Source organism: Brevibacterium sp. 2SA, assembly GCF_005502845.1.
GTDB lineage: Bacteria > Actinomycetota > Actinomycetes > Actinomycetales > Brevibacteriaceae > Brevibacterium.
In genome coordinates, this window is record NZ_SCMW01000007.1 from 87,671 (window position 1) to 109,344 (window position 21,674).

A 21,674-nucleotide genomic window follows, 5' to 3' on the forward strand; every position below is an offset into this window, starting at 1 on the left:
TGGGGGCGTGCGAACAGAGGCTCCGCAGCCCTGGAGTCGACGACCCCGCGAGCCCGGGCACCCTTGCGCGGGTGGCTAGGGTGGGCACATGACGTCTTCCGATTCCCCGCAGCCCGATCCGACCCCCGCCGAGGCGACCGCCCCCGACGCCGCACCTGCAGTCCCCGCTCCGACCCCCGCACCGACCGACGCGGTCGACCCGGCCGCGGCCCCCGCCTCGGCGCCGGTGGCGAAGAAGGTCCCGCACGAGCGCACGCACCACGGGCACACCTTCGTCGACGACTACGAATGGCTGCGGGACAAGGAGTCTCCCGAGGTCATCGCCCACCTCGAAGCGGAGAACGCATGGACCGAGGCGCAAACGGCCGACGTCGCCGGGCTGCGGGAGGCGATCTTCACCGAGATCAGAACCCGCATCAAGGAGACCGACATGTCGGTGCCGACCCGCCGCGGCGGGTACTGGTACTTCACACGCACTCGGGCCGGACTCGACTACGGCATCCACGTCCGAGTGCCGATCGCGGACTCGCAGGACTGGACGCCGCCGGAGGTCGGGGACGAACCGCTGCCCGACGAGGAGGTCGTCTTCGACTCGAACGAGGCGGCGAAGGGCTCGGACTTCTTCTCGCTCGGGACGTTCTCGCTCACCGACGACGGCGGCCGCCTCCTCTACGGCGTCGACACCGCCGGCGACGAGCGCTACGTTCTGCGCATCCGCGACCTCGTCACGGGCGAGGACCTGCCCGATGCCATCGAGAACACCTTCGCCGGGGCCTCGATCGACCCGACCGGCCGCTTCGTCTTCTACACCACCGTCGACGACGCGTGGCGCCCGGAGAAGGTGTGGCGTCACGCGGTGGGCTCCGACAGCGCCGACGACGTCTGCATCTTCCACGAACCCGACGAGCGCTTCTTCGTCGGCGCCGGCTTCTCCCGCTCCGGCCGGTACCTCTTCATCGTCACCGGCTCGAAGACGACGACCGGCTACTGGGCGCTGCGGACGAGCGACCTCGAGGCGACCCCGGCCGAGGTGTGGCCCCGCGTCGACGGCGTCGAGTACTCCGTCGAGCACGCCCTCATCGACCACGAGGACCGCTTCCTCATCACCCACAACCGCGACCGCGCGGACTTCGACATCATCGACGTGCCCGCCGCGAACCCGACCGGCGACGCCACGGAGACCGCCGACGCCGTCGACGCTCCCGCCGGCACGAGCCTCGACCCGACGACGACCGGCCGCAGCGTCCTCGTCGACGTCGACGGCCTGCGCATCGAGGAGGTCGACGCCTTCGTCGGGTATATCGTCATCAGCTATCGCCGAGGCGGTTTCGCCCGGGTCGGCATCGTCCCCCTCACCGGGGCGCCGAGCACCCCGTTCGGCCCGCTCGAGGAGCTGCCCTTCGATCGGGAGACCGGCACGCTCGGCCTCGGGGCGAACCCCGAGTTCGAACAGCCGGCGATCCGACTGACGTTCACGTCGATGTCGACGCCCGCCGTCGTCTTCCAGCACGACATCGCCACCGGAGCCGACACCGTCCTCAAGCGCCAGCCCGTGCTCGGCAGCGTCGACCTCGCCCGGTACGGCGAATCCCTCGTCTGGGCGCGGGCTGCGGACGGCACCGAGATCCCCGTGTCCCTCGTCTACCGCACCGACCTCGTCGATGTCGGACCCGACGGCCGCCTCGGCGCCCCGGCACCGCTCGTCCTCTACGGCTACGGCTCGTACGAGATCAGCGTCGACCCGTACTTCTCCGTCGCCCGGCTCTCCCTTCTCGACCGCGGCGTCGTCTACGCGATCGCCCACGTGCGCGGCGGCGGCGAGATGGGCCGCCACTGGTACGACGAGGGCAAGACGACGGTGAAGACGAACACGTTCACCGACTTCATCGCCGTCGCCGGCCACCTCATCGCCGAGGGATGGACGACGCCGGAGCAGCTCGTCGCCACCGGGGGATCGGCCGGTGGGCTCCTCATGGGGGCGGTGACGAACATGGCGCCCGAGCTCTTCGCGGGGATCAGCGCCCACGTGCCGTTCGTCGACGCGCTCACCTCGATCCTCATGCCCGAACTCCCGCTCACCGTCATCGAATGGGAGGAGTGGGGCGATCCGCTCCACGATCCGGAGGTCTATGAGTACATGCGCTCCTACACCCCCTATGAGAACGTCGCCGAGGCGGCCCACCCGCAGATCCTGGCCGTGACCTCGCTCAACGACACCCGGGTCCTCTACGTCGAACCCGCGAAATGGGTGGCCAGGCTGCGCGAGGTCGGCGCCGATGCGCTGCTGCGCACCGAGATGGCCGCCGGTCACGGCGGTGCCTCGGGACGCTACGACGCGTGGAAGGAGACGGCGTTCGACTTCGCGTGGATGCTCCGCGTCCTGGGACGATCGGACGTGCAGATCGCCCCCTGAGCGGACGCGTGGCCGTGCAGATAACGATCTGCAGACGAAACGTCTCCCGATGTGTGATTTCGACTACTGGTGTCAGAGGCGCCGAATAGAGTTGATAGCATCACAGTCGTCCAGCACCGACCCGTCCTCGACGCCGAGGGCACCCGGGGTCGGTCAACGGTTGGACTGATGCTCGACCGCCCCCAAGCGACGGGGGCGGTCATCGGTTCGCCCCGGAGCCCCACGCCCCGGGCCGATATTTTTCAAAGGGGAGAAGTATGCGTCTCAAGAAACTGGCCGTGGCCCTCGTCGCCATCGGTTCGATGGCCGCGGTCTCGGCGTGTTCCGGCGGCGACAGCGGCGGAGGTGAGGGCGGCGGGGACTCGTACAGCATCGGCATCTCCCAGCTCGTCCAGCACCCGGCCCTCGACGCGGCGACCGCCGGATTCAAGAAGTCCTTCGAGGACGCCGGAGTCGAGGTCGACTGGGACGAGCAGAACGCCAACGGCGAACAGGCCAACGCCACATCGATCGCGCAGAACTTCGCGAGCTCCGACCTCGACCTCGTCCTCGCCGTCGCCACCCCGGCAGCGCAGGCCGCAGCCCAGGCGATCACCGACAAGCCCGTCCTCTTCACCGCCGTCACCGACGCGGTCGAGGCCGGCCTCGTCCAGTCGAACGAGGCACCCGGCGGCAACGTCACCGGCACCTCCGACCTCAACCCGGTCGCCGATCAGCTGCAGCTCGTCAAGGACGTCAAGCCCGACGCGAAGACCGTCGGCATCGTCTACAGCTCCGGTGAGGTCAACTCGCAGGTCCAGGTCGACCTCGCGAAGGAGGCCGCGCAGGGCATGGGGCTGGAGATCAAGGAGGCGACGATCGCGAACTCGAGTGAGCTCGGCCAGGCCGTCGACTCCCTCGGCAAGGTCGACGCCTACTACGTGCCCACCGACAACAACGTCGTCTCCGCGGTGACGACGATGGTCCAGGCCGCTGAGAAGAACCAGGCGCTGCTCGTCGGCTCCGAGGCCGGACAGGTCGAGCAGGGCGCGGCGATCACCCGCGGCATCGACTACACGAAGCTCGGCGAGCAGACCGGTGCGATGGCCCTGAAGATCCTCCAGGACGGGGCGAAGCCGGCGGACATGCCGGTCGAGACGAGCGAGACCCTCGAACTCGTCGTCAACCCCGAAGCGGCGAAGAAGCAGGGCGTCGAGATTCCGCAGAACCTCATCGACGAAGCCGACAAAGTCATCGAATGACGCCGAGGCGGGTCTGCGGTGAGTGCTCACCGCAGACCCGCGTCGTGTTCCCTCCCATCATCTAGAGGCGGCGTGACCCGCCTGCTCAGCGCCCGGGACGAGTCCCGGGCGGCACGGCAACCAGGGCGATGCCCTGACGATCTGATCGGACAGCAATGTACGGAGCGCTGGAGCTCGGGCTCATCTACGCAGCCATGGCCTTGGGTGTCTACCTCACCTTCAAGGTCCTCAACTTCCCCGACCTCACCGTCGACGGAAGCTTCACCACGGGAGGCGCCACCGCGGCCTCCCTCATCATCGCCGGGGTCAACCCGTTCCTCGCGACGCTCGCCGCCGTCGGTGCCGGCCTCATCGCCGGTTTCATCACCGGCCTCCTCCACACGAAGGGCGGCATCGACGGACTGCTCGCCGGCATCCTCACGATGATCGGCCTGTGGTCGATCAACCTGCGGATCATGGGACAGGCCAACCTCTCCCTGCTGCGCGAGGACACCGTGTTCACCCCGCTGCGGGCGAACATGTGGCTGGGGACGTGGGTGTCGATCGCGATCCTCATCGCCTTCGTCCTCGTGCTCAAGTTCCTCGTCGACTGGTTCCTCACCACCGACCTCGGCCTCGCCATCCAGGCCACCGGCAACAACCGCGAGATGATCCGCAGCCTCGGCGTCAACACCGATAACACGACGATGCTCACGCTCGCCCTGTCCAACGGACTCGTCGCCCTCTGCGGCGCGCTCATCGCGCAGTACCAGGGGTTCGCCGACATCAGCATGGGCATCGGCCTCATCCTCGTCGGCCTCGCCTCGGTCATCCTCGGTCAGGCGATCTTCGGCAACCGGAACATCGTCATGGCCAGCCTCGGCGCGATCCTCGGATCGGTCATCTACCGCATCATCATCTTCCTCGCGCTGCGGGCGGGCCTCAACACCGATGACATGAAGCTCACGACCGCGCTGCTCGTCATCGTCGCGCTCCTGCTGCCGCGGTGGGGCTTCCTCAAGCGGATCCCGTCCCTGCGCTCCCGCGGCAACCGGGCTCCGGCGAAACTGCCCGAGGGCACGACCGACGATCCGGCCGCCGTCCATGCCGCACAGGGCGGCGTCCCCGCGGGGACGTCCGGTCCCCGCTCCTCGACCGTGAAGGAAGGCTGAGCCATGCTGACGATCGACTCGATCTCGAAGACCTTCTTCCCCGGCACCGTCAACGAGCGCAAAGCCCTGCAGAACCTCTCGCTCACTCTCGCCGAATCCGATTTCGTCACCGTCATCGGGTCGAACGGGGCGGGCAAATCGACCCTGCTCAACACGATCTCCGGCCGCCTGCCCATCGACTCCGGGTCGATCACGATCGACAGCGCCGAGGTGGCGAAGAAGCCCGAATACCGCCGGGCCGCCTACCTCGGGCGCGTGTTCCAGGATCCGATGGCCGGGACCGCGCCCGACCTGACGATCGAGCAGAACCTCTCGCTCGCGCTCAAGCGCGGACGTGCGCGGGGGCTGGGACGGGGGACCACCTCGGCGCGGCGCGAGCGCTTCCGGACCGAACTCGCGACCCTCGAACTCGGGTTGGAGAATCGCCTGAAGACGAAGGTCGGGCTGCTCTCCGGTGGGCAGCGGCAGGCGCTCAGCCTTCTCATGGCCGGGTTCACGCAGCCGCGGATCCTCCTCCTCGACGAGCACACCGCTGCCCTCGACCCGCAGCGGGCGGCGCTCGTGACCGAGCTGACGGAGAAGATCGTCGCCGCCGACGGGCTGACGACGCTCATGGTCACCCACAACATGGAGCAGGCGATCTCGCTCGGCAACCGGCTCATCATGATGCACGAGGGCCGCATCATCTACGAGGCCGACGCCGAGAAGAAGAAGACGCTGACGGTCGAGGCCCTGCTCGGGGAGTTCTCGAAGCTCAAGGGCGCCTCTCTCGGCGACCGCGCGCTGCTCAACTGAGGTCCGGCGCAGGGCTCACCTGAGGTTCGTCGCATTCCGCACCCAAGGTCCGGCGCATTCCACTCCTGAGGTTCGCCGCAGCGCCCGGCTGACGCTCCGCTGACCAGCACGGTTGCTGTCATTGACCGTGCCGGTCAGCGGAGCGCGCCGCATTCCGGCAGGTGTGCGCGCTGCATTCCGGCAGGAGTGTTTGCCGTTTCCCTCGATGACGGTGTGCCGTTGAGATGGTCCGCAGAAGCTGTTAATCTCCCACACCATGGGCATTTCCAGGAGCTCGAGATCACACCGCCGTGGTCGAACGACCCCGGAAACCCCCTCCCCGCAGCGGCCGCCCGCGCATCGGCGGGAGCCGGCAGCCGTCGTGTCGAGCATCGTGTCGTGCGGTGGAGAACCCTGATCGCTCGACACCGCCTCACACAGACGAAGTGCGCCGGAGCGCCGTATTCCTCTCCGCCGGCCACGACTCCGGCGACCAGCTTTCCCGAACCCTCAACCGAGCTGACCCGGCGACTTGATCGACGGTGAGCTGCCGCCCGAGCCGCCGCACGCCCACACGGGCGCCGCACGCTTCCGACCGGAGCGCAGCCTGCGGCGAAGACACGGCCCGCCGGCACAGAGCACACCGGCACAGAGCACACCGGCAACCGTCACCGAGACCGATAACCCGTCACTGAGACCGACCACTGTCACTGAGACCGACCATTGAGAAAGGCCCATCGTCTTGTCCCGCGACTCGACCGACGACCGTCACACCACGCCCGACACGCAGCCGGCGCCCGACACCGAGCACACGACGCGCACCGACGCGGCCCCCGAGCACTCCCTGTCGCTGCGCACTCCGGCCCGCCGCGCCTCCCGCGAACGGATGAGAGCCGACGCCAAACGGGTCGGCCGCGATGCCAAGCGGGTGAGCCGGGATGCCGGCAAGCGCCTCGGCGCCCTCGACTACGCACGACCCAAACGGGCGGCCGGCACCACCGACGGTGTGGGCGAGGAGGCGGAGACCCAGTACCCGCACGACATCCACCCGATCCTCGTGCCCGGCATCGCGATCGACGAACAGCGGCGCCGGTACTCGATCGACAAGGTGATCTTCGCGATCGCCGGCGGTCTCACCGTCGCGTTCGTCATCTGGGGCATCGCCGATCCCGGCAGCGTCTCCACCGTCGCGACGGCCGCCTACGACTGGTCGACGCTCAACGTCGGCTGGTTCTTCAACCTCGTCGCGATCGTCGTTCTCGTCGCCCTCCTCATCATCGCGTTCTCGCCGTACGGGCGGATCCCGTTGGGCAAGGACGGGGAGAAGGCGGAGTTCAGCACGTTCGCGTGGGTCGCGATGCTCTTCGCCGCCGGCATCGGCATCGGCGTCCTCTTCTTCGGTCCCTCCGAGCCGCTGACCTACTTCATCACCCCACCGCCGCTGACGAACGACCCGGAGACCGTTGAGGCCCTCCACGGCTCGATGGCCCAGACCTATTACCACTGGGGCTTCCACGCGTGGGCGATGTACGCCCTCGTCGGCGGGGCGATCGCCTACGCCGCCTACCGCCGCGGCCGCTCGCTCCTGCTGTCCTCGATCTTCCGCAGCCTCTTCGGCAAGCGCCAGACCGAGGGCTTCGCCGGTCGCCTCGTCGACATCTTCGCGATCGTCGCCACCCTCTTCGGGACCGCCGCCGCCCTCGGCATCGCCGCGATGCAGATCGGCACCGGTGTGACGATCGTGTCCGGGGCCGGTCCGATGACGAACACGACGCTCGTCATCATCATCTGCGTCCTCACCGTGGGCTTCATCATCTCCGCGGTGTCCGGCGTCTCCCGCGGCATCCGCTACCTCTCATCGATCAACATCGTGCTCACGGTCGGCATCGTCGCCCTCGTCCTCTTCCTCGGCCCCACCCTCTTCCTCCTCAACCTGCTGCCCTCGGCGCTCATGGAGTACCTCGGCTCGTTCTTCGACCTCATGGGCCGGTCCCTGTCGTGGGGCGGCCAGACGCAGGAGTTCCAGTCGGTGTGGACCGTCTACTACTGGGCATGGTGGATCTCGTGGTCGCCGTTCGTCGGCACGTTCATCGCCCGGATCTCCCGCGGCCGCAGCATCCGCCAGTTCATCCTCGGCACGATCTTCATCCCCTCGGCCCTCCTCTTCGTCGCCTACGGGATCATGGGCGGGACCTCGATCTGGATGTACCGGGAGGGCGCTGCCGGATTCACCGAGACGATGGAGGCCCCCGAGGTGTTCTTCACCCTCATCGGCAACCTCCCGGGCATCGGCTGGCTGCCGGCGGTCGCGATCGTCGTCCTCGCGATCTTCTTCATCACCTCCGCCGACTCCGCCTCGGTGGTCATGGGCATGCTCACGAGCCGCGGCGACCAGACGCCGAAGAAGTGGGTCGTCGTGTTCTGGGGGCTCGTCATGTCCGGGATCGCCGTCGTCATGCTCCTCCTCGGCAACGCGAGCGCCCTCGAGGGTCTCCAGCAGCTCGTCATCGTCACCGCCGTGCCGTTCGCCCTCGTGATGATCCTCATCATCGTCGCGTGGGTGAAGGAGCTGCGCACCGACCCGATCGCCCTGCGCCGGAAGTATGCGCAGAACGCGGTCGACAACGCCGTCGTCGCCGGCGCGGAGACCTACGGCGACAATTTCGCCCTCCACGTCGTCCCGACCGAACCCGGGGACGGTGCCAACGGCGATATCGACTCCGAGCACGAGGACTACACCGACTGGTACCAGCGCACCGACGAGAACGGCGAACCCGTCGGCTACGACTACGAGACCGGCCAGTGGGCCGACGGGTGGACCCCGGAGACCGCGGACTCCTCGGACAGTGAGACGGACATCCCCGCCGAGGCGGCCGCTGAGTCCGAGGCCGACCCCACCGAGGTGCATGCCCAGTCCCGCCCCGACGGTGCTGGGGAGACCGGAGGTGAGCCGGCGGCTCGTCCGCGTGACTGAGGTGGCGGCGACGCCGCGGCCGTCGACGCGGGTGTCCTGACCGCGGCGCTCTCCTCCGGCGGCGGAGTCAGAGCCCGAGGCGGTCCGCCGCAGCGACGATCTCGCCCAAGTCGGAGAGGAAGTCGGCCCGGCGGTCCTCGGACCACTGCGCAGTGAGACGAGCGAGGACCTCATCCTGCCAGGTGAGCGCCTCGGCGAGCATCGACTCTCCAGCGGGCGTGAGGACCGAGGTGCGGCGCCGCGCGTCGGCGGAGGAGACGTCGGTGCGCACGACTCCTGCCTCGGTGGCCGTTCTCAGCAGGCGCGACGCCCCGGACTGATCGATGCCGAGGTGAGCGGCGACCGCATTGACCGTGGCATCGGCGCCGCGGGACGTGAGCGCATCGACCGCCTCGGCGACGAGGGCGAGTCGGCCCTGCGCCGTCGAGACGGTCTCACGGCCGGGCAGCTGGCCGAAGCGACGGACGAACGCGAACAGCGCCCGACCGGGATGGTCGGAGGTCATGCGAGCGAGTCGGTGTGGTCGGTGGCCGCCATCTCCCGGCAGATGAACGCAAGCTCGAGGGCCGACCGGAGACTCGGCTGCCGGAGCGCCGCGGTGACGACGGAGCCCCGTGCGGCACCGCTGACGCGGAAGACCGTGGCCACCCGCGTCGGAGTCGGGCTCTGCGGCCACGTCGCGTCCTGCTCGACGACCATGAGGCGCTCGCTGATCGGGTGCCATGATCGCGGGACCATCCGGATGCCGGAGCGGTCCACCCAGTCGGCGAACTCCGCCGGAGTGATCGGGCCTGCGCCTTTGGGGCCGAGGACGACGACGGGATCTCCGACGGCTCGCGCACAACGGGCGCGGTCACCCGAGTTCACCGCCGTGTGCCATTCGCCGATCGCGGCCTCGATGGCCGGCATGTGCTGTGAGGACATGCAGACAATTGTATGCACGACGCATAGGAGTTGTCTCGAGCGGCAGCCGCCGACCGGGAGGACTTCCGCCGAGCCGGCCGGTCGCCGGGTCCCGCCGCCCGCGCAGCTCAGAGAGTGAGGGCGAGTCGGAACCCCGTGTGCGCGAGCGACGTGTCGGGGGTGACCGCGGTGCGCGCCGAGGTGCGGTACCGGCGGCAGTAGGAGGCGTGGCACAGGTGGGAGCCGCCGCGCAGGACGGCACGGTCGTCGTGAGGGGCGAAGGCCCCGCTCGTCCACTCCCAGACATTGCCGGTCATGTTGTGCAACCCGAAGCCGTTGGGGGCGAAGGCATTGGCGGCGACGGTGCCGACCGGTTCGGTGGGACCGTCGGGGAAGGTGCCGACGAAGGTCTTCATCCGCGGGACGCCGTCGGGTTCGCGCACCGAACCCCACGGGTAGGGCTGCTGGTCGAGTCCGCCGCGGGCGGCGTACTCCCATTCGGCCTCGGTCGGCAGGCGGGCGCCGACCCAGGCGGCGTAGGCCTCGGCGTCACGTCGCGTCACATGCGTGACGGGATGGTCGGCGAGTGCGACGATGGGCCCATGACCTTCCACTCGTCCCACCGCGGCTGCTCCAGCGGCACCCGGCCCTGGAGCACCGGGGCCGGCCGGGTGCAGCCACGTGGCGCCCGCGACCTGACGCCACCACGGGGTCGCGGCTACGGCCGGGGACTGCGCGCGGACCGCGTCGGGCAGATGACCGGCGAAGACGAGCGAATCGCCGTGGACCTCCGCCTCGGTGCGGTGCCCGGTGGCGAGGACGAACGCGGCGAAGGAGGCGACGGTGACCGTGGTCGCTGCGATCGCGAACGGGTCGACGGCGACCGCGCGCACGGGACCTTCGCCGTCGGCAGGGTAGGCGAGCGCATCCTCGCTGCCCATGCGGAACGTGCCGCCGGGCAGTCCGATGAGGCGCAGATCCTGTGGCGCCGAGGCGGCGAGACCCGCGATGAGTGCCCCATCGTCGATGAGCCCTGGGCCGTCGATGAGCCCTGTGCCGTCGACGAGACCCGCGCCTTCGGTCGCATTCCGGCCCGGCACAGCCACCTCGGCGGGGGTTTCTTCTGCGCGAACGCCCACCTCGGGTGGGGTCTGCCGCGACGCACCGGTATTGGCCGGCGATGTTCGCGACGGACCGCAGCATGAGCTCATCACACACCCCTTTCACTCAGGCTCCACCGCCACCCTAGATCCGGCGCGCCCGCGGACGGTCGCGCCCTGACACACAAGGACGTGACCCAGTATGCAACCGCCCAACATCGTCGTCATCCAGGCCGACCAGATGGCGGCCGACGCCCTCGGCGCGTACGGCAGCGATGCCGCACGCACTCCCACCATCGATGCGCTCGCCGCCACCGGCGCCGTCTTCGACCGCGCCTACTGCGCGAGCCCGCTCTGCGCGCCGTCCCGAGCGGCGATGATGACCGGGCGCCTGCCCTCGGAGATCGACTGCCTCGACAACGGCGACGACTTCGCCGCCTCGGTGCCGACGTTCGCTCATCGGCTCCGCAAGCTCGGCTACCACACCGCGCTCATCGGCCGGATGCACTTCATCGGCCCCGACCAGCACCACGGCTTCGAGGAGCGGCTGACGACCGACGTCTACCCGGCCGACCTCGACATGGTCCCCGACTGGACCCGACCACTGGCGGACCGGCTCCAGTGGTACCACTCCGCCGACCCCGTGTTCACCGCCGGTGCGGCCACGGCGAACGTCCAGCAGGACTTCGACGACGAGGTGCTCTTCCGCACCCTGCGCCACCTGAGCGACCGGAAGCGGGCGAACCAGGCGGCGGGTGAGGACCGCCCGTTCCTCATGGTCACCTCGTTCATCCACCCGCACGACCCGTACGAGCCGCCGCGGGAGCACTGGGACCGCTTCGCCGAGGCGGGCATCCCCGACCCCGCCCACCCCGCCGTCCCCGACGCGGCCTCCGATCCGCACACCCATCGGCTGCGGACGATGTGCGGATTCGACGAGAGGGAGCCGACGCTCGAGGAGGTCAGGCGGGCCCGACGCGCCTACTTCGCCGCGGTGAGCTACGTCGACGACCACATCGGCCGGATCACGTCTCGGCTGGCGGAGCTCGGCCTGGCCGAGAACACCGTGGTCATCGTCGTCAGCGATCACGGGGACATGCTCGGGGAGAAAGGGCTGTGGTACAAGATGTCCCCGTACGAGCAGTCCGCCCGCGTCCCGCTCATCATCTCCGGGCCCGCCGAGGTGGTCGCCCCCGGACGGTACACGACGCCGGTCTCGCTCATCGACCTCGCCCCGACGCTGCTCGAGATCGCGCGCACCGGGGCACTCACCGGCGACCCGGCGGGACGGGACCCCGGAGGCGAAGGGGCCGCGCAGTCCGCGGACGCCGCCGACGTCGCGGCCGTGCCGCGGGTGCGGGTGAACGACGTCGACGAGGGGCTGAGCGGGGTCTCCCTCCTCGAGACGGCGCGCCGCGAGACGGCGGGGGAGTCGAGGCCTGCGGAACGCGACATCGTCATCGAGTACTTCGCCGAGGGCACCCGCCGACCGCAGGTGACGATCGTCCGCGGACCGCTCAAGCTCATCGTGTGCCCCGGCGACCCCGACCTGCTCTTCGACCTCGACGCCGACCCCGACGAACTCGACAGCCGTGCCGCCGATCCCGCCTACGCGGAGGTCTGCGCGCAGCTGCGGGCGGAGATCGCCGCGCGCTATGACCTCATCCAGGTCGAAGAGCACGTGCTCGGGTCCCAGCGGAACCGGCAGCTCGTCGCCGATGCGCTGCGGATCGGCCGTGTCCGGCACTGGGACTTCGACCCGCAGATCGAGACCGGGTACGTGCGCGGGGACTTCTGGTCGGCGTTCCGCTACGGGAAGATCCCCGCCGAGTAGGGGAGGCTGCGGCCGGTGGCGGCGTCGCCTGGGCCAGGAGGCGGCCGGCCGCTTCCCATTCACTGACCATTCCGCGCGTTGTGGATCACACTTTGAGCTTGGGGTGGCATCATCGGAGAGAACAGGAGGGAAGCCATGACCAAGTTCGAGTGGACCTCGGAAGTCCCGCTCGCCGCCGAGACCACGTACGACTGGCACGCACGACCCGGAGCGCTGACCCGCGTCTCACCGCACTGGGCGCAGGAGATCGTCGAGGAGGGCTATCCTCCGCTCGCGCCGGGGTCGGTCGCCCAGATCAAGGCGAGCCTGCCCGGCAGCTACGGACTCGTGCGGCGCCCGTTCACCGCCGTGCACTCCGAGGGGCCCTCCCGCTTCTCCTTCGTCGACGAGCTCATGAAGGGTCCGCTGAGCCAGTGGAAGCACACCCACGAGTTCACCTCGGAGGCCGGCGGATCGCAGATCTCCGACACCATCGAGTTCTCGATGACGCCGCAGGGATTCGAGACGATCGACCGCGCGATGAGCCACTATCTGCAGGCGACGTTCGAGGCCCGGCAGCGCCGGCTCCTCATGGACTTCGCGTTCCTCGAGCGGATGAACGCGCCGCTGCTGCGGTCGAGCACGCCCAAGCACATCCTCATCGGCGGCGGCAGCGGGCTCGTCGGTCGGCAGGTTGCGGCGCTGTTCTCGACCGCCGGCCACTTCGTCCGCCTCCTCGTCCGTCGGACCCCGAAATTCGAGTACGAAGTGCACTGGGATCCCGAGCTCGGGATCATCAACCCCCGCGACCTCGCGTGGGCCGATACCGTCGTCCACCTCGGCGGGAAGTCGATCGCGACCCGGTTCACGAAGAAGGCCAAAGAGGAGATCCGCTCCTCCCGTCTCGATTCGACGATGCTGCTCGCGGAGACGATGAAGGCGCTGCCGGAGGCGAAGCGACCGGAGGTCTTCGTCTGTGCGTCGGCCGTCGGGGCCTACGGCGCCGAGGCGCAGCGCCCGGTCGATGAGTCCGCGCCCTTCGGTGAGGGGTTCCTCGCCGACCTGTGCCGGGACTGGGAGGCTGCGGCGGCGAGCGTCGAGGAGGCGGGCATCCGCTGGGTCTCGATCCGGTCGGGCATCGCGCTGACCACCCTCGGCGGGTTCCTCAAGGTGCAGGCGCCGCTCTACCTCGCCGGGGCCGGAGGGCGGCTGGGCAGCGGTGATCAGGGGCTCGCGTGGGTCTCGCTCGATGACCTCGCACGGTCCTACGTCCATGCGGCGCTGACGGACTATGTGCGGGGCCCGGTCAACGCGGTGGCCCCGCACCTCGTCACGCAGAAGGAGTTCGCCGAGGCGCTCGCCGCCCATCTGCACCGCCCCGCGGTGATCCCGACGCCGGGATTCGTCACCGAACTCGTCCTCGGACGTGACGGCGCCAGGGAGCTGGCACTCGCCGACCAGAAGGTCATGCCGACGAAGCTCGAGGAGACCGGGTACCAGTTCGCGCAGCCCACCCTCACCGACTGCCTCGACGAGGAGCTCGGCACCGGGGCCTAGAGTTCACCGATGATCTGCCGCTCGGGAACCCCATGTGCGCATAGAGTGGCCGCATGAGTGAGCAGTGGCCCGGCCCGAAGCCGCCGGAGAACCCCGGTCAGCCGTATGTGCGCAATGCCGGAGTCCCCGGCCATGTGCCGGAGCACCAGCCAGGATCCGGTCCCGGTGGCCGGTGGTCCGAGAGCAGGCAACACTCGGCAGCGGCGTCTGCTGCCGTCGACCCCGGATGGTTCGCACGCATCGCGCTCTGGGTGTCGATCCTCATCGATCGACTGCCGGCGATCATCCTGCTGCCGTTCATCTATTCGACGTCGATCGCCGACGGGCTCCCGGATCTCGCCGCGCTCTACTCTGCGGTGGTGCTCATCGCCGGCATCATCGCCTGCCTCGTCGGCGTCCTCGCGTTCCTCCTCGTGCGCAACACGAGTTGGCTGCGACGGATGGTCGGCGGCGGCATCTATCTTGTCGCCGGCATCCTCAGTGTGGCGGTCCCGCCGGTGATGACACGGCTGCTCACGGAGTTCGTCTACCGGATGAACGCGGAGTACTCGCTGTTCCCGATCGTCTTCGCCGTCTTCTCGACGATCGTGGTCGCCGCTCTGCTCATCGCCTGGAACATCGTGCGCAACCGGTCGTGGTGGGTCCATCTCGTCGCCGCGGGCCTCGCTGCTGTCTCCGCCGTTGTCGTCGCCGTCGTCCAGTACGTCACCACCCTCCAGGCAGCGGATCCCGCAGTTGCGGGACTTATCTCGCAGGTGCTCTCGCTGCTCCTGTTCTTCGCCGCGCTCGGTCTGCTCCACGTCTGCGGTCGCCTGCGCGGCGGGTCGGTGCCCGTCGTCGCGCAGCCGGCCCTCGGAGAGCGTCGACGGCTGCAGCCGGGACCGGCGGCGGGCGGTCAGTATTCGGGAACGCAGTATCCGGGAGCGCAGTGCTGGGGTGACCAGTTCTCGGGCGGTCAGCACCCGGGAGCCCCGAACTACGGCGGTCAGCATTCGGGTGCCCCATACCCGGGCGCCCAGCACCACGGTGCCCAATACCAAGGCGCCCAGTATCCGTATGCTCCCGGCGAGGACGCGCAGTATTCGGGAGCACCCTCTCCGGACGCACAGCATCCCTACGCCCGGAACCCGTTCGCGCAGCACCCGGGGACAGGGCAGTCGAGCGGGCAGGCAACGGGCGCGCACGAAGCCCACGGCTCCCCGCAGGCGTCCGGCCCGAACTCAGCGGATCAGCCGTACGGTTACGGCCGACACGATTCCACCCAGCGCTCCGATTCCACCCAGGGTTTCGGCGGCCAGTGGACTGCCGGCCAGCCCTACGACGGCCAGCCATACGGCGGCCAGCCCTACGACGGCCGGCACGGAGCCGGCGACCCGCCGCGTCGCCCGCGGCACTGAACGACAGGCGCCGCTGAGCCCGGATGGGTCCCAGACAGACACGAAGGAGCCGCGTGGATGACCACGCGGCTCCTTCATTGCTCAGTACAGAGGCCGACCGCTGCTCAACGCAGAGGCCGCACCCTGCTCAGCCCAGCAGGCCGAACCCTGCCGATCTCACCTCAGCCGAAATGCTCAGGCAGGGTCTTCTCGTGAGCGTCGCGGAGTTCGTTCAGGCCGATCGAGAAGTGATCGACGAGTTCGAGCTGCGGCTCGCCGTCGCCAGTGTCGGTCATGCCGATGCGGATGAACGGGAAGCCGCGTGCGGTGCACATGTCCTTGAACCGGACCTCCTCCGACCGCGGCACGGCGACGATCGCCCGTGCCGTGGATTCGGAGAACAGGGCGGTGAAGACGTCGATGCCGTCGCGTTCGCAGAGTTCGTCGAGCCAGATGCGCGCCCCGGTGTCGAACCGCAGGCTCGCCTCGACGAGGGCCTGGGACAGGCCGCCCTCGGAGAGGTCGTGGGCGGCATCGACCATGCCGTCGCGCGAGGAGTTGATGAGGATCTCACCGAGTTCGCGTTCGGCCTCGGGCTTGTACTGCGGGGGAACCCCGCCGAGGTGGCCGGCCGTGACGTCGGCCCATGCTGAACCGTCGAGTTCGGCTGCCGTGGTGCCGAGCAGGTAGATCGTCTGACCCGGCTCACTCCAGCCGCTCGGGGTGCGACGGGCGACGTCGTCGAAGACGCCGAGCACACCGACGACCGGGGTCGGGTGGATGGCGACGCCGCCGGTCTGGTTGTAGAGGGACACGTTGCCGCCGGTCACGGGGATGCCCAGGTCCTGGCACGCCTCGGCGAGGCCTTCGACTGCGGCGGCGAACTGCCACATGATCTCCGGGTCCTCGGGAGAGCCGAAGTTGAGGCAGTCGGTGACCGCGCGGGGGATGGCCCCTGCGGTGGCGACGTTGCGGTAGGCCTCGGCCAGCGCGAGCTGGGCGCCGCGGGCCGGGTCGAGGTAGCCGTAGCGGCCGTTGGCGTCCGTCGCGATCGCGACTCCGAGGCCGGACTCCTCGTCGACGCGGATGACACCGGCGTCGTCGGGGAAGGCCTGCGCGGTGTTGCCCTGGACGTAACGGTCGTACTGGGTGGTGATCCACTCCTTCGACGCGAGGTTCGGGGCGGCTGCGAGCTCGAGCACGGTCGCCCGCAGCTCGTCATCGGTGGTGGGCGCGACCAGGCCGGCGGCCTCGACGGAGTTCGCGGCCACCTCGGCGGTCCAGGAGGGCTCGGTCATCGGACGGTTGTAGACGGGTCCGTCGTGGGCGACCGAGCGCGGGGGCACGTCGACGATGACGTCGCCGTGCCATTCGATGATGAGGCGGCCGGTGTCGGTGACCTCGCCGAGGACGGAGGTCTCGACGTCCCACTTCTCAACGATCTCCATGAAGTCGTCGAGGCGGTCGGGCCGGACGACGGCCATCATCCGCTCCTGCGACTCGGACATGAGGATCTCTTCGGGCGTGAGGGTGTCATCGCGCAGCAGCACGTCGTCGAGGGCGATGTGCATGCCGCCGTCGCCGTTCGAGGCGAGTTCGGAGGTCGCGCAGCTGATGCCCGCGGCGCCGAGGTCCTGGATGCCCTCGACGACGCCGGCGCGGAAGAGCTCGAGGCAGCATTCGATGAGCACCTTCTCCGCGAAGGGGTCGCCCACCTGGACGGCGGGCCGCTTCGAGGGCTTCGTGTCGTCGAACGATTCGGAGGCGAGGATCGAGGCTCCGCCGATGCCGTCGCCGCCGGTGCGGGCGCCGAAGAGGACGACCTTGTTGCCCTTGCCGGAGGCGTTGGCCAGGCGGATGTCCTCATGCCGGAGAACGCCGACGGCCAGGGCGTTGACGAGGGGATTGCCCTGGTAGACGGAGTCGAAGACGGTCTCGCCGCCGATGTTGGGCAGGCCGAGGGAGTTGCCGTATTGGCTGATGCCGGCGACGACGCCGTGGACGAGGCGGGAGGTGTCGGGGTGGTCGATCGCACCGAAGCGCAGCTGATCCATCACGGCCACGGGGCGGGCGCCCATCGAGATGATGTCGCGGACGATGCCGCCGACGCCGGTGGCCGCGCCCTGGTGGGGTTCGACGTAGCTCGGGTGGTTGTGCGACTCGACCTTGAAGGTCACCGCCCAGCCGTCGCCGATGTCGACGACGCCGGCGTTCTCGCCGATGCCCACGAGCAGGTGCTTCTTCATGTCGTCGGTGACGTAGTCACCGAACTTCGACAGGTGGACCTTCGAGGACTTGTACGAGCAGTGCTCGGACCACATGACGGAGTACATCGCCAGTTCCGCCGAGGTGGGGCGACGGCCGAGGATCTCCCTGATCCGGGCGTATTCGTCGGCTTTGAGGCCGAGTTCGGCGAACGGCTGGTCGACGTCGGGGTTCGTGGTGGCGAACTCGACCGTCTCCTTGACCTTCTTCGAGGTCTGATCGACCTCCTGGGCATCGTCCGCGCGAGCAGACTCGGGATTCGCGGAGATGAGGTTTTCAGACATGTCCTCTGAGTGGCCCTTTCGTACGACACGGAGCTCAGGGTCCATCTTATCCGGGCCGGGTTGCTCCCGCGCGCCCGCCCGGGGGAGGGGCCGCCTCGGCGAGGGCGTCGACGCACGCGCCGGTGACGCTCTCACGGTGCGTCACCTCGGCGAAGACGGTCGCGCTGACGTCCGCCGGCAACCGCTGTGGCAGGGGAACCGGGCCGAGAAATAGAATGGGGATCATGGCCACTCCCAAAATCGTGCTCTTCTATGTCTTCACGCCGCTGCCCGACCCCGAGGCCGTCCGGCTGTGGCAGCACACCCTCGCCGAGAGCCTCGGCCTCAAGGGGCGCGTGATCATCTCGGAGCACGGGATCAACGCGACGCTCGGCGGTGACATCGGGGAGGTCAAGGCCTATGTGCGGGCGACGAAGTCGTACGAGCCGTTCCGGGGCGCCGACATCAAATGGTCGAACGGGCAGGGCGATGACTTCCCGCGGCTGAGCGTCAAGGTCCGCCCCGAACTCGTGACGTTCGGCACCGACGACGAGATCACCGTCACCGCCGACGGCGTCCAAGGCGGGGGAACCCATCTCAAGCCCGGAGCTCTGCACAAGCTCATGGACGAGCGCGGCGACGAGGTCGTCTTCTTCGATGGGCGCAATGCGATGGAGGCGCAGATCGGGAAGTTCCGGGACGCGATCGTGCCCGACACGGAGACGACGCGGGACTTCATCGCCGAGATCGAATCCGGCAAGTACGACGACCTCAAGGACAAGCCCGTCGTCACCTACTGCACCGGCGGCATCCGCTGCGAGGTGCTGTCCGTGCTCATGAGGAACCGCGGGTTCAGCGAGGTCTACCAGCTCGACGGCGGAATCGTCCGCTACGGCGAGACGTTCGGCAACTCGGGGTACTGGGACGGTTCGCTCTACGTCTTCGACAAGCGCATGCACGTCGAGTTCGGTGCCGGCGCCGAATCGATCGGCCGCTGCGTCGCGTGTGGGGAGGCGACTCCGGAGTTCGTCAACTGCGCCGACCTCGCCTGCCGCCGGCAGTATCTGCGGTGTGCGGAGTGCACCGCGGCCGGTCGTCAGCCCCGCTGCCCCGAGTGCGTGGCCGCGCCCTACCCCGCCGAGGCGGCCGCCGGCTGACTGCGATCGGCTGACCGCGGGCGCGCCCCGCGGGCCGAGACGAGCAGTGCGGCCCCGATCTGGATGACGACTCCGTAGCGAGCGACCTCACCGAAGCCGACGGTGGCGAGCATCGCGACCAGGTAGCACAGAAGCATTCCGGCGGTGAGTTTGCCGGCCCAGCGCCACTGCGGGCCGAGGATGAGCATGACGCCGAGGCCGACCTCGGCGAGAGTCGCCATGACGGCCGCGGCGGTGACGAGGATGTCCGGTGCCCACGGCAGAAGGATCCCGGTGTACGTCGTGAAGTCGCCCCAGCTTCCCCATGAGACGCCCGGCTCACCAGGCGCGCCGAGAGCTCCGAAGCGATCGGCGACCGAGAGGACGAGCTCGAGGCCGAGTGCGACACCGAGGAGCCGGCCGGTGAGCCACCGTGCCCACCCATTCCCGGTCAGCGCGGTCACGGCGGCGATGACGGTCAATGCCGTGAGTGCGATGACGACGGGTCCCGGTGACGTCCCGAGGACCAGCCCCCAGACGAGGGCTCCGAGCCCGAGCGCAGTCCAGATCAAGCCGCCGATGAGGCGCGGGCGATCCATCGATTCCATGTGCAGTCCTCTTCCGATGCCAGCCGAGATGGTAAGGTGCTTGACTGTTATCACGATAGGAGGTCTCGCTGAGATGGTCAAGACCCTTACTAATCCATTGCGGGATCGGCCGCTGCCGCTCGGCTCCCTGCTCGCCGCGACCGCGCAGCATCTGCTCGCTGGGTTGGACGACGCCCTCGCCGAGGCGGGCCTGACGGGAATCCGATCCGCGCACGCCCCGCTGTTCCTCGTCATCGACCCCGAGGGGACCCGGGCCTCGGTGCTCGCGCAGCGGGCGCGGATGACGAAGCAGGCGATGGGGGAGCAGGTCCGCCACCTCGAGCGGCTCGGCTATGTCGAGGTGGTGCCCGACCCGAACGACGGGCGGGCGCGGCTCGTGCGCTTGACCGAGGCGGGGTGGACAGGTGTCGAGATCGCCGGGCGGGTCATCGACCGGTTCGATGCGTGGCTCGACGACCGGATCGGCGCCGAGGTCGTCGCCGAGCTGCGCGGCACCCTCGGGGAGATCCTCCTCAGTGAACCGTCGGAATGGGGAGCTCGCCCGTGAGTCGGGCGCTATCGCCTCACCCCGCCATCAGCGCAGCAGACCCTTCACCGCGGCACCGACGTCGGTCCAGCGGAAGTCGAAGCCGGCGGCTTCGAGCTTCTCGGGCAGCACCCACCGGCTCTTGAGGACGAGTTCGGACTCCTGCTGGAGGACGAGCATCCCGGTTTCGAGCAGCCACCGCGGCGCGGGAATCCCGATCGGCATCCGCACGGCCCGCCGCAGCGCTGCCATGAGTGCCGTGTTGTCCGAGACGCCGGGGCTCGCGAGGTTGATCGGGCCCGAGAGCTCCGGGTGCGAATCGATGAACCGGATTGCGGCGATGAGGTCGTCGATGTGAATCCAGCTGAAGCGCTGATGACCATGGGTCGGCTCGTGTCCCCGCCAGACCGTCGGGCCCGACGGGGTCGGGCCGATTCCCCGATAGCGCCGATGCCCGAACCAGCGGCCCTCGAGCTGAGGTCCGCCCGCACCGAACCGCGCGGCCCTCGCGAGCATGGTCAGCGCCGAGCCGTCACCGAGGACGATCGCCATCCGCGCGGCCGCGCGCCGAGTGTGGGGCAGATCGCCGCGGAAGAACTCAGCCTCCCAGCCGGTCGCGACGTCGACGGAGAAGCCCGCTCCGATCTCGCCGTTCGATTCGGTCTGCGGGCGGTCGGTGGCGTGCCGGTAGATCGTCGCCGTGCTCGCGTTGATCCACAGTCGCGGCGGCGCCGAGGCGGCAGTGACTGCGTCGTGGAGTGCTCGGGTCGTGAGGATGCGGGAGTTCCAGATCTCCTGCCGGTTGCGGTCGTTGTACCGACATCCGACGCTGCGGCCGGCGAGATTGATGAGGAGATCGGCCCCATCGACCGCTGCGGCGATGCCAACAGGGTCCTCCCAGGAGGCGTCCGCTGACGCACCGCGCCCGATCGTGCGCACCCGGTAGCCCCATTCCTCGAGCGGACCGAGGAGCGAGCGGCCGACGAACCCGGATGCGCCGGCGATGACCGCAATGGGAGAGTGGGCCAGTGGTTCAGCAGGATCGCTCATGGGGCCACCGTAGCGTGGGGCCGGCGGGCTGCCCGGTTGCCCTGCGATCCCGGATTCCCGCGTCTCGACCTGTGGTTCGCTCGACTGGTCGTCCCGCGGCCTCGGCTACGCCTACTTCACGACGACGAGTGCGACAGCAGACGACTGACCCCCTCGCTGAGGCCCCTGGATCCCGCGTGTTTTCAGCGGTGACGGTTGTCACAGCCCGAATCCGGGCCAACGGCTTGCCCGCACCCGCTGGGGTGGTCTAGAGTTATATCTCGTTCGCCTCACCGGGAACACCACGATCAAAGGGTGTTTCTACCGGGTGTGACCAGCACAAACAATAGTTTGATGCGGTGGATCACAATAATGGTTGAGATAGTGAGAGCGGACAACCTGTGGATGCCCCTGGTTGATCACGCGGATGATGGTTCGTGTGATGGTTGGGTGTGTGTTTGTGGTTTGAGAATCCAATAGCGTGTTTGTTTGAACAATGTGATGCCAGAAATTTGTTTTCTGGTAAGACAACCACACCATGACCC

The 21,674-nt window shown here is 69.0% G+C and carries 17 protein-coding genes; 10 read left to right on the plus strand and 7 right to left on the minus strand.

Features of this window, described 5'->3' with window-relative positions; genetic code table 11:
* The first annotated feature begins 88 nt into the window (after positions 1-88).
* The 5 genes from FFS20_RS04980 (at position 89) to FFS20_RS05000 (ending at position 8,553) form a co-directional block, all read left to right on the plus strand.
* Positions 89-2,413 (plus strand): S9 family peptidase, encoded by a 2,325-nt coding sequence (locus tag FFS20_RS04980; RefSeq protein ID WP_137824813.1) that lies wholly within the window; start codon positions 89-91, stop codon positions 2,411-2,413.
* 257 nt (positions 2,414-2,670) lie between these two features.
* Positions 2,671-3,654, plus strand: coding sequence for an ABC transporter substrate-binding protein (locus FFS20_RS04985; RefSeq protein WP_137824814.1), 984 nt, complete (start codon positions 2,671-2,673; stop codon positions 3,652-3,654).
* A gap of 155 nt (positions 3,655-3,809) precedes the next feature.
* On the plus strand, positions 3,810-4,805 hold the full coding sequence (locus tag FFS20_RS04990; RefSeq protein WP_137824815.1) for an ABC transporter permease: 996 nt from the start codon (positions 3,810-3,812) through the stop codon (positions 4,803-4,805).
* Between the two features lie 3 nt (positions 4,806-4,808).
* Complete coding sequence (locus FFS20_RS04995) at positions 4,809-5,600, plus strand: ABC transporter ATP-binding protein (RefSeq protein WP_137824816.1); 792 nt, start codon at positions 4,809-4,811, stop codon at positions 5,598-5,600.
* An 865-nt stretch (positions 5,601-6,465) separates the two neighbouring features.
* Positions 6,466-8,553, plus strand: coding sequence for a BCCT family transporter (locus tag FFS20_RS05000; RefSeq protein WP_137824836.1), 2,088 nt, complete (start codon positions 6,466-6,468; stop codon positions 8,551-8,553).
* A gap of 67 nt (positions 8,554-8,620) precedes the next feature.
* On the opposite strand, the gene FFS20_RS05005 is transcribed toward FFS20_RS05000, so the two are convergent.
* The 3 genes from FFS20_RS05005 to FFS20_RS05015 all read right to left on the minus strand — a co-directional run bounded on the left by FFS20_RS05005 (position 8,621) and on the right by FFS20_RS05015 (position 10,595).
* Positions 8,621-9,058 carry a MarR family winged helix-turn-helix transcriptional regulator gene (locus tag FFS20_RS05005; RefSeq protein ID WP_137824817.1) on the minus strand — a complete coding sequence of 146 codons (438 nt, stop codon included), beginning with the start codon at positions 9,056-9,058 and terminating at the stop codon, positions 8,621-8,623.
* Positions 9,055-9,477 (minus strand): hypothetical protein, encoded by a 423-nt coding sequence (locus FFS20_RS05010; protein WP_212743287.1) that lies wholly within the window; start codon positions 9,475-9,477, stop codon positions 9,055-9,057. The genes FFS20_RS05005 and FFS20_RS05010 overlap by 4 nt, the downstream gene beginning before the upstream one ends.
* Before the next feature lie 107 nt (positions 9,478-9,584).
* A complete protein-coding gene (locus tag FFS20_RS05015; protein WP_249356675.1) occupies positions 9,585-10,595 on the minus strand; it encodes a formylglycine-generating enzyme family protein in 1,011 nt (336 codons plus the stop codon).
* A gap of 163 nt (positions 10,596-10,758) precedes the next feature.
* Between FFS20_RS05015 and betC the strand changes: the two genes are divergently transcribed.
* The 3 genes from betC to FFS20_RS05030 all read left to right on the plus strand — a co-directional run bounded on the left by betC (position 10,759) and on the right by FFS20_RS05030 (position 15,323).
* Positions 10,759-12,390 (plus strand): choline-sulfatase, encoded by a 1,632-nt coding sequence (betC, locus tag FFS20_RS05020; RefSeq protein WP_137824819.1) that lies wholly within the window; start codon positions 10,759-10,761, stop codon positions 12,388-12,390.
* Positions 12,391-12,525: 135 nt separating this feature from the next.
* Entirely contained in the window at positions 12,526-13,926 is a 1,401-nt protein-coding gene (locus FFS20_RS05025; RefSeq protein WP_137824820.1) for a TIGR01777 family oxidoreductase, read from the plus strand.
* Between the two features lie 53 nt (positions 13,927-13,979).
* Complete coding sequence (locus FFS20_RS05030; protein WP_137824821.1) at positions 13,980-15,323, plus strand: DUF4064 domain-containing protein; 1,344 nt, start codon at positions 13,980-13,982, stop codon at positions 15,321-15,323.
* A 161-nt stretch (positions 15,324-15,484) separates the two neighbouring features.
* On the opposite strand, the gene purL is transcribed toward FFS20_RS05030, so the two are convergent.
* Positions 15,485-17,851 (minus strand): phosphoribosylformylglycinamidine synthase subunit PurL, encoded by a 2,367-nt coding sequence (gene purL, locus FFS20_RS05035; RefSeq protein ID WP_137824822.1) that lies wholly within the window; start codon positions 17,849-17,851, stop codon positions 15,485-15,487.
* A gap of 224 nt (positions 17,852-18,075) precedes the next feature.
* Between purL and FFS20_RS05040 the strand changes: the two genes are divergently transcribed.
* Positions 18,076-18,987, plus strand: coding sequence for a rhodanese-related sulfurtransferase (locus FFS20_RS05040; RefSeq protein ID WP_137824823.1), 912 nt, complete (start codon positions 18,076-18,078; stop codon positions 18,985-18,987).
* Here FFS20_RS05040 and FFS20_RS17865 read toward each other — a convergent pair.
* Entirely contained in the window at positions 18,960-19,574 is a 615-nt protein-coding gene (locus FFS20_RS17865) for a hypothetical protein (RefSeq protein ID WP_171006991.1), read from the minus strand. The two genes, FFS20_RS05040 and FFS20_RS17865, sit on opposite strands and share 28 nt — an antisense overlap.
* A gap of 73 nt (positions 19,575-19,647) precedes the next feature.
* On the opposite strand from FFS20_RS17865, the gene FFS20_RS17870 reads away from it, so the two are divergent.
* Positions 19,648-20,121, plus strand: a complete 474-nt coding sequence (locus FFS20_RS17870) for a MarR family transcriptional regulator (protein ID WP_171006992.1) — start codon at positions 19,648-19,650, stop codon at positions 20,119-20,121.
* 27 nt (positions 20,122-20,148) lie between these two features.
* On the opposite strand, the gene FFS20_RS05055 is transcribed toward FFS20_RS17870, so the two are convergent.
* Together FFS20_RS05055 and FFS20_RS18070 are read right to left on the minus strand one after the other, a co-directional pair.
* The gene (locus FFS20_RS05055) at positions 20,149-21,150 is read right to left on the minus strand and encodes a DUF1731 domain-containing protein (protein WP_137824826.1); all 1,002 of its coding nucleotides are present in this window, start codon (positions 21,148-21,150) and stop codon (positions 20,149-20,151) included.
* Between the two features lie 300 nt (positions 21,151-21,450).
* Positions 21,451-21,674 (minus strand): hypothetical protein (locus FFS20_RS18070; protein ID WP_212743288.1); only part of this gene is annotated, 224 nt, incomplete at its 5' end.

Bases quoted from the DNA above. Each gene is read 5' to 3' on its own strand.
- FFS20_RS05025 (WP_137824820.1), top strand. From the start codon at position 12,526: ATGACCAAGTTCGAGTGGACCTCGGAAGTCCCGCTCGCCGCCGAGACC.
- FFS20_RS17865 (WP_171006991.1), bottom strand. From the start codon at position 19,574: ATGGAATCGATGGATCGCCCGCGCCTCATCGGCGGCTTGATCTGGACT.
- FFS20_RS04980 (WP_137824813.1), top strand. From the start codon at position 89: ATGACGTCTTCCGATTCCCCGCAGCCCGATCCGACCCCCGCCGAGGCG.
- betC (WP_137824819.1), top strand. From the start codon at position 10,759: ATGCAACCGCCCAACATCGTCGTCATCCAGGCCGACCAGATGGCGGCC.
- FFS20_RS05055 (WP_137824826.1), bottom strand. From the start codon at position 21,150: ATGAGCGATCCTGCTGAACCACTGGCCCACTCTCCCATTGCGGTCATC.
- FFS20_RS05005 (WP_137824817.1), bottom strand. From the start codon at position 9,058: ATGACCTCCGACCATCCCGGTCGGGCGCTGTTCGCGTTCGTCCGTCGC.
- FFS20_RS17870 (WP_171006992.1), top strand. From the start codon at position 19,648: ATGGTCAAGACCCTTACTAATCCATTGCGGGATCGGCCGCTGCCGCTC.
- FFS20_RS04995 (WP_137824816.1), top strand. From the start codon at position 4,809: ATGCTGACGATCGACTCGATCTCGAAGACCTTCTTCCCCGGCACCGTC.
- FFS20_RS05010 (WP_212743287.1), bottom strand. From the start codon at position 9,477: ATGTCCTCACAGCACATGCCGGCCATCGAGGCCGCGATCGGCGAATGG.
- FFS20_RS05030 (WP_137824821.1), top strand. From the start codon at position 13,980: ATGAGTGAGCAGTGGCCCGGCCCGAAGCCGCCGGAGAACCCCGGTCAG.
- FFS20_RS04990 (WP_137824815.1), top strand. From the start codon at position 3,810: ATGTACGGAGCGCTGGAGCTCGGGCTCATCTACGCAGCCATGGCCTTG.
- purL (WP_137824822.1), bottom strand. From the start codon at position 17,851: ATGTCTGAAAACCTCATCTCCGCGAATCCCGAGTCTGCTCGCGCGGAC.
- FFS20_RS05040 (WP_137824823.1), top strand. From the start codon at position 18,076: ATGGCCACTCCCAAAATCGTGCTCTTCTATGTCTTCACGCCGCTGCCC.
- FFS20_RS04985 (WP_137824814.1), top strand. From the start codon at position 2,671: ATGCGTCTCAAGAAACTGGCCGTGGCCCTCGTCGCCATCGGTTCGATG.
- FFS20_RS05000 (WP_137824836.1), top strand. From the start codon at position 6,466: ATGAGAGCCGACGCCAAACGGGTCGGCCGCGATGCCAAGCGGGTGAGC.